We start from the raw sequence: 10350 nt of genomic DNA, 5'->3' as shown, positions 1-10350 counted from the left end.
GAAACCACAGAAAGGCGCTGTGCTCCCGGTCCAGGCGCAGGGCTGGTGCTTCGCCCGGTCGCCGGCGCCGGTCCGCGGCGAGGAGCAGCGCAAGCAGCGCACAGCCGAGGGCCAGTGCCAGGATGCCCCGCCCCGCGAGCCCCGCCGTCGTGCGCCAGGCTAGGGCCTCGCGCTGCTCCGCGGCCAATGCCACGAGCAGTGAAGAGGTAAAAGGCGCGCCGATCCGTCCCTCGCCGTCCACCCGCTGCAGGGCCGGCCGGGCCGGATCGAGCACCAGAAGCTGGCGGTTCCAGGCTTGCAGTCGCCGGGGAGTCAGCCCAGTCGGGAGAGGCACGGCGCCGCGATGGCCCCAGCGCGTGTCGAAGCGGTGCAGGGCCACGGTCCCGGCGGCGTTTTCCAGCAGTACCCACCACTGGTCCGCGAAGAACGCAAAGTCGCGCACGCCGGTCGCCGCGAAGTCCCCGGGCACCGGCAGCAGGGCATCGAGCTGCTCGCCATAGCTGCCCGGATCCGGCCGGTGTACGCCGATCATGGATCCCCCGGCGGCGACATAAAGAAGCCCCCCTTCGCTGACCAGGCGCGGCGCGGTGTTTTCCGCTGTGAGTGCTGCCCGGGCCTGCGCGGCGCCATCGCTGATGCGCACGAGCCCCGCTGTGTCCAGGGCATGGAGTACGCCGCTGCTGTCCGCGGCGAGGGCGAGAAAGACGCCGCCGGGCGGCAGAGGCTCGCAGGCGCCGCCCGCAGGTGCACAGCGCCAGGGCGCCGGTTTTCCGTCGCCGCTGCGGGCGTGGAGTACGAGGCTGCCATCGCGGCCGACGAGGAACGGCGGCGCGAGATCCTCGAGCCCGAGGCGCGCGGCGTCGAGACGCAGCAGTTCATGGCCGGCACGATCGTGCAGCAGGACAGCGTCGGGCGTGAGTAGATAGAGCTGGCCGGCGCCGTCCACACCGCTGGCGCTGGCCCCGGTCACCGGTGCTGGCGACGCTGCAAGCAGGCCCGCGATCGTCATCGCGATCAGCGCCGTTCCGAGCACCGCAGTGGCAACGAGCGCCGCCAGCCAGCGCAGCTGCGCGATGTCTGCGGCGAGCGCGACTGGCCTGTCCGGACGCACCTGGAAGACATTGGGTGCGGCCGGCTGAGGTGCGGCCGGTGAAGGTTTCAGCGCTGGCTCGGGCTCGAGCTCCGGCTCGGGTTCGGGTTCGGGTTCGGGTTCGAGCTCCGGTTCGGGCTCGGGCTCGGGTTCGGGTTCTCGTCTCGGTACTGGCTCGGGTTTCAGCCCGGCTTCCGGCGCCGCGGCTACCTGGCAGTCCAGCCCTGCGGCGCGGAGACGCTCGCAGAGCCGCTCCGCTTCTGCTGTGGGAAGATCGCGGCGCAGGGTGACGGTGCCGCCGCGGAAAAAGGGCTCCACGGCCGCCGGGTCTGTGAGCCGGAACAGCGCGGTTAACTGCAGCCGGGCCCGCCGGGGGTCTGCGCCCGGCAGGAGCACGCCGCTGAAGGTCAGGTCGCTCACCGCGCCCCGGGGCCGCCGCCGGTCAGCTCAGACAAGCTCGAAACGGAGCCCGGCACGGTCGTGCAGGCGCGCCAGCAGCGCGTCGCCAAAGGCCGTGGCAGGCGTCCAGATGCCGCCGCGCACAGGCAGGTCATCGAGGGCGAGGCTGGCCGCTGCTTCGCCGAGCATGCGGGAGGTTGCGCCGTAACCGGGGTCCCGGTCACCGCTGACCCGCGCACGCAGGTCGAGGCTGGGGTCTTCCGGGTGCTGGGCATGCAGGAACAGTTCGAAGAAGCCGTTCTGCCGTTCTTCCGCGTCCGGGCCCTCACCCGGTGATGGCAGGAAGTGCCCGGCCAGGCGCCGGGTCGGGCCGACAGCCATGGCCGCCATGGCACCGCCGATGGCGCCCGCAAGAAGCGTCGCCTGGGCCCGAGAGCGGCACAGCTGGCGTTCGTCATACGCAAAATCCTCGCCCCAGGGAAAGGCGAGGAGCGCGTTGCTGCGGCGCACTACCCGGGTATTGATCGCCGCCATGACGAAGGGTCCGGTCCACTGGCGGAACACCGGGTCGTAGTAGGGGCGCAGGCTGTCGTCCCGGTCCGGGCCCCGCGGCGCGCCGGGCGGATTGAGGCTGTAGGGATCGCTCAGAAGCCGGCGGATACGCCGGTCCCGGCGCGCCGCTTCCATGACGCCGAGGAGGCTGGCGACCGTGCCGCCGCTGGCGCCGCCGCGGGAGCGGCCCACCCGGCCGTGAACGCGCCGGCCGGCGACGCCGTGGCGGCTGAGCATTTCCCGCTGGACGAACCAGGTACCGAGATCCGAGGGGACGGAGTCGAAGCCGCAGCTGTGCACAATGCGCGCGCCGGAGGCGGCGGCGCGGTCGCCGAACTGCTCGATGGTGGTAGCCATCCACGGCACTTCGCCGGTGAGATCGCAGTAGTGGGTACCGGCGTCGGCGCAGGCGGCGACCAGGGGGGTGCCGTGGCGCGCATAGGGCCCCACGGTGCTGCAGACCACCCGAGTCCTGGCCGCCAGGGCGGCCATGCTGTCTGCATCGTCGCTGTCGCCGGTGACCAGCGCCGGTGTGCCGCTGTCGTCGGCTAGCGCCGCGGCGAGGGTCTCGAGCTTGTCCCGGCTGCGGCCGCCGATAGCCCAGCGCAGTTGGTGCCCGTGGCCGTAGTGGGCCGCGAGATGTTCGGCGACCAGGCGGCCGGTGAAGCCGGTGGCGCCCCAGAGCACCAGATCGAAGTCCCTTGCTGCCATGGCGCTCTCCCGTATTGGTGGCTGTCAGTGAATGCCGCGCATCATGCGCTTGAGCAGGGGCGACAGCGCCAGCAGCACGGCGGCGACTGCGAGGCCCACCCAGAACAGCTTGCTGAACAGGGCCGTGTAGCTTGCCAGCGCGGTGCCGACGTCGGCCACCGTGCCTTCCACGGTTTCGATGGCGGCAAGCTTCGATAGCTGCGCGGCCACGAAATTGGAGTAGGCGGTGGCGAGGAACCAGCTGCCCATCATCACACCGGTGATGCTCGGCACCGACAGCTTGGTCACCGCCGACAGCCCCACCGGCGACAGGCAGAGTTCGCCGCAGGTGTGCAGCAGGTAGGCGAGGATCATCCAGTAGCCGGAGACGAGCCCGGCCTGGTCCGGGTTGGCCGCGCCGAGGAGCAGGGCGCCGAAGCCGAGGCCGGCCTGGGCGATGCCGAGGGAGAACTTCACCGGCGTGCTCGGTTCCAGGCCTCGGCGGCCGAGCACCGTCCACAGCAGCGCGAACACCGGCGCGAAGAGGAAGATGAAAAAGGCGTTCAGGGAGCCGAACTGGGAGGCGGTCAGGGTGACGCCGAAGACCTCCCGGTCCATCACACGGTCCGCAAAGAGGGTCATGGAGGCGGCGCTCTGCTCGAAGAGGGACCAGAACAGCACGCTGGAGAGCGTGAGCACGACCAGCACGATCATCCGCGAGCGCTCTACCGCGTCGCACTTCACCGCGATGAACCAGGTCAGCCCCGCCAGTACGGCGAGCGACAGCGCGTTGAGGAGCATGCCGACGCCGCCGTTGAACTGCAGCAGCTGCCAGGCTACGGCCACGCCGCCGAGCGCGGCCAGGTAGATGGTCAGCTCCTTGTTGAGACCGAGCGGAGAACGCTCCTTGAGGACGTCTGGCCGGGATGGTTCGGCCAGGCCCATGAGGTGCTTCTGCCCGCCGAGGAAGGTCACGAGGCCCACGAGCATGCCGATCCCCGCGGCGCCGAAGCCGTAGCCCCAGCCGTAGGTCTCGCCGAGGTAGCCGCAGAGCAGCGTGGCCGTGAAGGCGCCGATGTTGATACCCATGTAAAAGATGGTGAAGCCCGCGTCCCGGCGCGGGTCATCGGTGCCGTAGAGGCGGCCGACGATGGTGGAGATGTTGGGCTTCAGGAAGCCGACGCCGATGACGATGAGCGCCAGGGAGAAGTAGAAAACCTGCAGGGCGCCATCGTCGCGCACGACCTCGCCGGCGACAAGGCGCGCCTGTTCGCCCTCCACCGCCATGCCCAGGTGCCCGAGCACCAGCAGCAGGCCGCCGAAGACCACGGCCTTGCGCATGCCCAGGTAACGGTCCGCGAGCAGGCCGCCGATGACCGGCATGGCGTAGACCAGAGCCGCGTAGCTGCCAAGGACTTCCAGGCCGCCGGCGTCGGAGAACAGGTGATATTTAGTCAGATAAAGAAGCAACAGGTACTTCATGCCGTAGAAGGAGAAGCGTTCCCAGAGCTCCGTGGCAAAGCAGACAAACAGCCCCCGGGGGTGGCCGAGAAATGTCGCGTCACCGGGCGTGGCGGGAACGGCGGCAGTGGACATGCGGCGTATCCTTATTCAGGCGCTGGGGCGTCGGCCGGGCAGAGACGCATTATAGGGGCAGGGCGCCCGGCGGCCGCAAGGGCAGCTCATGCCGCCGCGGCGCCCGGGTCACCCGCCCGGGCCAGCGCCGCCTCGAGCTCCGCCGGATCGCGCAGGCGCTTGAGGTGCTCAAAGAGCAGAGCGGCCTGGGGGTAGTAGGCGCGCAGGTACACCAGCCACTGCTTGAGCGGGTTGCCGGCGTGCCTGGCGTCGTAGCTGGCCAGGGTCAGCGCAAAGAACTGGCGCACCAGGTCGAGGACGGCAGGCCAGGGCAGCGGCGCCAGGTCCTCGCCCCGCGCTGCCCCGCGCACCAGCCGTGGCAGGTCCGGGCGGCACAGGGCTCCGCGGCCGAGCATGAGGTCGTCGCAGCCGCTGGCGGCCTGACAGCGCGCCGCATCGCCGGGGCTCCAGATCTCGCCGTTGGCGATGAGAGGCAGGCGCGTGACCTCCCGCGCCCCGGCGATGTCGTCCCAGTAAGCCGGCGGCCGGTAGCCGTCCCGCCGCGTGCGGGCGTGCACGACAATCTCTGCTGCACCGGCGTCGCTGATGGCGCGCACCACGTCCAGGAAGGGGGAGCGGTCCTCGAAGCCGAGGCGGATCTTGACCGAGAGGGGAACGTCGACGGGGAGAGCCGCGCGGACGGCGGCAGTGATGGCGTAGACCCGGGCGGGCTCGCGCAGCACGATGGCGCCGCCGTCGGAGCGGTTCACGGTTTTGGCGGGGCAGCCGAAGTTGAGGTCGATTCCCGGCGCGCCCAGTTCCGCACCGCGGGCGGCGTTCTCGGCCACAGGGCCCGGCTGCCCGCCGAGCAGCTGCAGGTACACGGGTACGCCGTGCACGGTCTTCCCGCCCGCAGCGAGCTCGGGGCAGCAACGATAAAACACCCGCGGCGGCAGCAGCCGCTCGGTGACCCGGAGGAATTCCGTCACGCAGCGGTCGATGCCCCCGAGGCCGGTGAGCAGTTCACGCATGGTGTGGTCGATTACCCCCTCCATGGGGGCGAGCATGAGTCGCATGACCGCATTGTACCCGCTCCGATGGCCTTCAGCCTCTCTGCGGGAGCGGCTCGCCCGAACTTCGGGGGCCCGTTGCGACCCGGGTGAAGGGGGGAGCTGCGTCGGCGCTCGGCACGGGTCGTGCTGCCTACAGTCCTCGCCGGCCTTGCAGTATGATCGTGGTAGCTGATCACCGGGAGACGCCACCGATGGAAGAAAGCCTGCTGCAAGAGGGCCTCGACCTCATGCTCTTCGGCATGCTGACGGTGGTGCTGTTTCTTGCTCTGCTGGTGCTTGCCACCAGTGCGTTGTCTGCCGCGGTCCGACGCTTTGCGCCGCCTGCGCCCGCGCCGATAGCGGCACCACGAAGCGATGCCGCAGCGGCTACCGACCCCTCGCCGGCGGTGGTCGCCGCCATCACCGCCGCGATCGTCCGGCACCGCCACGCTACTGCCCGCCGTAAGGAAGGTCCCTGATGGAAGCCAGCCACCGCCCCCTCGGCATCACCGATGTCGTCCTCCGCGATGCGCACCAGTCCCTGTTCGCGACGCGGCTGCGCCTGGACGACATGCTGCCCATCGCCGCCGCCCTCGACGACATCGGCTTCTGGTCGGTGGAATCCTGGGGCGGGGCCACCTTCGATGCCTGCATCCGTTACCTCGGTGAAGACCCCTGGGAGCGCATCCGCGAGCTCAAGGCCGCCATGCCGAAGACACAGCAGCAGATGCTGCTGCGGGGTCAAAATATCCTCGGCTACCGCCACTACGCCGACGATGTTGTTGAGCGTTTTGTGGAGCGCGCGGCGACCAATGGTGTGGATGTATTCCGCGTTTTTGACGCCATGAACGACTTCCGCAACCTCGATACGGCGCTGAAGGCCGTCAAGGCCGTGGGCAAGCACGCTCAGGGCACGCTGTCCTACACGCTGAGCCCCGTGCACACTCTGGACACCTGGCTCGACCTCGCCCGGCAGATCGAGGATGCCGGCGCTGACTCCATCGCCATCAAGGATATGGCAGGGCTCCTGCGCCCCTATACGGGCTACGAGCTGGTGACCCGGCTCAAGGAGACCTGTTCCATTCCCATCCATATGCAGTGCCATGCCACCACCGGCCTGTCGACGGCCACGGCCCTCAAGTGCATTGAGGCCGGTATCGACAACATCGACACCGCCATCTCCTCCATGTCCATGACCTACGGCCATTCGCCGACGGAGTCTGTGGTAGCCATCCTTGAAGGCACGGAGCGGGACACGGGGCTGGACCTCGACAGGCTCGCCGACATCGCGGCCTATTTCCGCACGGTGCGCAAGAAGTACGCGAAATTCGAAGGCTCCCTGCGCGGTGTCGATTCGCGCATTCTGGTTGCCCAGGTGCCGGGCGGCATGCTCACCAACATGGAGAACCAGCTACGCGAGCAGGGCGCGGCCGACCGCATGGATGAGGTGCTCGCCGAGATTCCGCAGGTGCGCGAGGACCTGGGCTTTATCCCCCTGGTCACGCCGACCTCGCAGATCGTCGGCACCCAGGCGGTGCTCAACGTGCTTACTGGGGAGCGCTACAAGTCCATCTCCCGGGAGACCGCCGGCGTCCTCAAGGGCGAATATGGCGCCACACCGGCGCCGGTCAATGCCGAGCTGCAGGCGCGGGTGCTCGAGGGTGACGCGCCGATCACCTGCCGCCCCGCGGACCTCCTCGAGCCGGAGATGGACACGCTGGCGAAGGAGCTCGAGCAGCTCGCCGGTGAGCAGGGCATCCCTCTCGAGGACGGCGAGCGCCGCGTCGATGACGTGCTGACCTATGCGCTTTTCCCGCAGGTGGGCCTGCGCTTTCTCGCGAATCGGGGCAACGCTGACGCCTTCGAGCCGCACCCTGACGCTGAGGCCGAGGCCGAGACCCAAGTTCAAGCTCAAGCCACTACGGCAGCGTCTGCCGACGCCCCGGCAGCGGCATCCGCCGCAGCGCCCGGCAGCCCCGTCGTGTACACGGTGAAGGTGGACGGCCAGCCCTATGTGGTGGAAGTGAGCGAGGGCGGGACCGTGGAGTCGGTCGCTGCGGCGTCGGCGCCGGCCGCCGCAGCCACCGCCGCGCCCGCTGCGGGGGCCGACAGCGGTGAGCCGCTCCCCGCTCCCCTGGCCGGCAATATCGTGCGCGTCGCCGTGGCGGCTGGCGACCGGGTCAGCGCTGGAGACGTGCTGCTGACCCTCGAAGCCATGAAGATGGAGACCGAGGTGCGTGCGCCCCGCGACGGTACCGTGGCGTCCGTGGCCGTGGGGGCCGGCAATGCTGTGGCCGTCGGCGATACGCTGCTGGTGCTTCGCTAGCCCGTGAGCGACCTCGCAGCTCTCTGGGCCGCCTCCGGCCTCGCTGGCCTGGACGCCGGCGCCGCAATCATGATCGGCGTCGGTCTCCTGCTTCTTTACCTGGCCATCCGCAAGGAATTCGAGCCGCTGCTGCTCGTGCCCATCGGCTTCGGCGGCATCCTCGCCAATATCCCCGGGGCCGACCTCGCCCTGACTGCCTTCGAAAGCTCGCTGCACGGCGGTGATGCGGCGCTGCGGGCGCAGCTGGCGGAGCAGCTGGGCCTGCCCGCGGACGCCACCGGGAAAGCGCTATCCACGGCCTTCGAGAGCGCGGGTGTGGCCCTGCAGGCCAGCCTTGAGGGGCTGGCGCAGGACGCGGGCTACAGCCACGGCGTGCTCTACCAGTTCTACCGGGTCACCATTGCCAGCGGCGTCGGGCCCCTGGTGATCTTCATGGGCGTAGGCGCCATGACCGACTTCGGCCCGCTGCTCGCCAACCCGCGCACGCTGCTCCTGGGTGCCGCGGCGCAGTTCGGCATCTTCGCCACGCTGCTGGGCGCGGTCGCCCTGTCGTCCGCCGGGGTGTTCGACTTCACCCTGCAGGATGCGGCGGCCATCGGCATCATCGGCGGCGCCGACGGGCCCACGGCGATCTACGTCTCGAGCATCCTCGCCCCGGACCTGCTCGGCGCCATCGCCGTTGCCGCCTATTCCTACATGGCGCTGGTACCCCTGATCCAGCCGCCGATCATGCGAGCCCTGACCACGCGCGCTGAGCGTGAAATTGTCATGGTGCAACTGCGGCCCGTGGGCCAGCTCGAGAGGATTCTCTTCCCGCTGCTGCTCCTGGTGCTCGTGGCGCTGCTCCTCCCCGGGGCCGCCCCGCTCCTCGGCATGTTCTGCTTCGGCAACCTCATGCGCGAGTGCGGCGTGGTGGAGCGCCTGTCGGCGGCGGCGCAGAATGCGCTGATCAACATCACCACGATCTTCCTCGGCCTGTCCGTAGGTTCTAAGCTGGTGGCGGGCAAGTTCCTGGAGTTCGAGACCCTCGGCATCCTCGCCCTCGGCGTGGTCGCCTTCGCCATCGGCACCGCCGCCGGGGTGCTTATCGCCAAGCTTATGAACCGCCTGTCGAAGACGCCCATCAACCCGCTCATCGGCGCCGCCGGTGTGTCCGCCGTGCCCATGGCCGCGCGGGTCTGCAACCGCGTGGGCCTCGAAGCCAACCCGCACAACTTCCTGCTCATGCACGCCATGGGGCCGAACGTGGCGGGCGTGATCGGCTCGGCGGTGGCGGCGGGGATCATGATCACGCTGCTGGGGGGTTGACGCGACCCTGCCGGCTCCTCCCCCGGGGGTCGTGGTAGCCCGCCCGGTATTTTTGTACACTCCCGCCCTTGCCCACGTGCCGCCGGAAGGGTCGCCATGAACCCCAACTACCTGGATTTTGAACAACCGATTGCCGAGCTCGAGGTGAAGATCCAGGAGCTCGAGCAGGTGGGCAGCGGTGCCGAGCTCGGTATCGATGAAGAGATCGTGACGCTGCGCAAGAAGAGTACGAAGCTCACCGAGAAGATTTTCGCCAATCTGTCGCCCTGGGACATCGTCAAGGTGGCCCGGCACCCGCTGCGCCCCTACACGCTGGACTACATCCCGCGCATCTTCACGGACTTCGACGAACTGCACGGCGACCGCCGCTTCGGCGACGACAAGGCCATCGTCGGCGGTACCGCGCGGCTCAATGGCATGCCGGTGATGGTCATCGGCCAGGAGAAGGGCCGGGCGGTGAAGGACAAGGTCTACCGCAACTTCGGCATGCCCAAGCCCGAGGGCTACCGCAAGGCGCTGCGACTCCTGGAGCTCGCCGAGCGCTTCGAGCTGCCGGTGATCACCCTCATCGACACCCCTGGCGCTTACCCGGGCATCGACTCGGAAGAGCGCGGCATCAGCGAGTCCATCGCCACCAATCTGGCGGTGATGTCGCGGCTGCGCACGCCGATCGTCTGCGTGGTCATCGGCGAGGGCAGCTCCGGCGGGGCTCTCGGCATCGGGGTCGGCGACCACCTCGCCATGCTTCAGTATTCCACCTATTTCGTGATCTCCCCGGAGGGCTGCGCCAACATTATCTGGAAGAGCACGGACAACGCACCGGATGCGGCCCAGGCCATGGGTGTCACCTCCGGTGTCCTCGAGGAGCTGGGCATCGTCGACGCCACCATCCCCGAGCCCCTGGGCGGCGCCCACCGCAACCTGGAGCTCATGGCCGATCGCATTCGCGAGCATCTGGTCACGCAGGTCACCCGCCTGCGCCAGAGCCCCGTTGAGGACATGCTCGAGGCCCGCTACGCGCGCCTCATGTCCTACGGGAACTGACCCGCCGCCGGCTGTGTCGTGCCGGACCTGAACTGCCCCGTCAGCGAGGCACTCGCCGCCGCCCTTGATGGCCGCGAGGACCGGCACTGGCTCCTGGGGTTCTCCGGCGGCCTCGACTCCACCGCGCTGCTTCTGGCGCTGGCCGCCTGGCGTGCGGAAACGCCGACTGCGCCGCCCCTGGCCGCGCTGCATGTGCATCATGGGCTTCACCCCGAGGCCGACCGCTGGGCCGCTCACTGCGATAGCCTCTGCCGGCGTCTGGGTGTTCCCCTGCAGACCGTGCGCGTGGCGGTGCAGCCCGCCGGCAGCGGCCC

The 10350-nt window shown here is 69.5% G+C and carries 8 protein-coding genes and 1 pseudogene; 5 read left to right on the top strand and 4 right to left on the bottom strand.

Going from position 1 to position 10350, the window contains the following annotated elements; all coding sequences use genetic code 11:
- The 4 genes and pseudogenes from HRUBRA_RS15320 to HRUBRA_RS13740 form a co-directional block, all read right to left on the bottom strand.
- Positions 1 to 1510, bottom strand: a pseudogene (locus HRUBRA_RS15320) (hypothetical protein); the annotation flags it as partial.
- Positions 1511 to 1537: 27 nt separating this feature from the next.
- A complete protein-coding gene (locus HRUBRA_RS13750; RefSeq protein WP_035518092.1) occupies positions 1538 to 2752 on the bottom strand; it encodes a saccharopine dehydrogenase family protein in 1215 nt (404 codons plus the stop codon).
- A gap of 24 nt (positions 2753 to 2776) precedes the next feature.
- Positions 2777 to 4327, bottom strand: a complete 1551-nt coding sequence (locus HRUBRA_RS13745) for a peptide MFS transporter (RefSeq protein WP_035518090.1) — start codon at positions 4325 to 4327, stop codon at positions 2777 to 2779.
- Between the two features lie 86 nt (positions 4328 to 4413).
- Complete coding sequence (locus HRUBRA_RS13740; RefSeq protein WP_052094938.1) at positions 4414 to 5382, bottom strand: tRNA dihydrouridine synthase; 969 nt, start codon at positions 5380 to 5382, stop codon at positions 4414 to 4416.
- Positions 5383 to 5570: 188 nt separating this feature from the next.
- Between HRUBRA_RS13740 and HRUBRA_RS13735 the strand changes: the two genes are divergently transcribed.
- From HRUBRA_RS13735 to HRUBRA_RS13715, 5 genes are all read left to right on the top strand, one after another.
- Positions 5571 to 5837, top strand: coding sequence for an OadG family transporter subunit (locus HRUBRA_RS13735; RefSeq protein ID WP_035518088.1), 267 nt, complete (start codon positions 5571 to 5573; stop codon positions 5835 to 5837).
- On the top strand, positions 5837 to 7684 hold the full coding sequence (gene oadA, locus HRUBRA_RS13730; protein WP_035518087.1) for a sodium-extruding oxaloacetate decarboxylase subunit alpha: 1848 nt from the start codon (positions 5837 to 5839) through the stop codon (positions 7682 to 7684). The genes HRUBRA_RS13735 and oadA overlap by 1 nt, the downstream gene beginning before the upstream one ends.
- 3 nt (positions 7685 to 7687) lie before the next feature.
- Complete coding sequence (locus HRUBRA_RS13725; protein WP_035518085.1) at positions 7688 to 8992, top strand: sodium ion-translocating decarboxylase subunit beta; 1305 nt, start codon at positions 7688 to 7690, stop codon at positions 8990 to 8992.
- 96 nt (positions 8993 to 9088) lie between these two features.
- Positions 9089 to 10036 carry an acetyl-CoA carboxylase carboxyltransferase subunit alpha gene (locus tag HRUBRA_RS13720; RefSeq protein ID WP_035518083.1) on the top strand — a complete coding sequence of 316 codons (948 nt, stop codon included), beginning with the start codon at positions 9089 to 9091 and terminating at the stop codon, positions 10034 to 10036.
- 18 nt (positions 10037 to 10054) lie between these two features.
- On the top strand, positions 10055 to 10350 hold a 296-nt coding region (locus HRUBRA_RS13715; RefSeq protein ID WP_035518082.1), incomplete at its 3' end, for a PP-loop family protein.

The sequence above is a fragment of the Pseudohaliea rubra DSM 19751 genome (genome assembly GCF_000764025.1).
Taxonomy (GTDB): Bacteria; Pseudomonadota; Gammaproteobacteria; order Pseudomonadales; family Halieaceae; genus Pseudohaliea; species Pseudohaliea rubra.
This window is presented reverse-complemented; position numbering and strand designations above follow the sequence as displayed.

Excerpts from the sequence above, each read along its gene's own strand:
- HRUBRA_RS13750 (WP_035518092.1), bottom strand. The coding sequence starts at position 2,752 with ATGGCAGCAAGGGACTTCGATCTGGTGCTCTGGGGCGCCACCGGCTTC.
- HRUBRA_RS13745 (WP_035518090.1), bottom strand. The coding sequence starts at position 4,327 with ATGTCCACTGCCGCCGTTCCCGCCACGCCCGGTGACGCGACATTTCTC.
- HRUBRA_RS13740 (WP_052094938.1), bottom strand. The coding sequence starts at position 5,382 with ATGCGACTCATGCTCGCCCCCATGGAGGGGGTAATCGACCACACCATG.
- HRUBRA_RS13735 (WP_035518088.1), top strand. The coding sequence starts at position 5,571 with ATGGAAGAAAGCCTGCTGCAAGAGGGCCTCGACCTCATGCTCTTCGGC.
- oadA (WP_035518087.1), top strand. The coding sequence starts at position 5,837 with ATGGAAGCCAGCCACCGCCCCCTCGGCATCACCGATGTCGTCCTCCGC.
- HRUBRA_RS13720 (WP_035518083.1), top strand. The coding sequence starts at position 9,089 with ATGAACCCCAACTACCTGGATTTTGAACAACCGATTGCCGAGCTCGAG.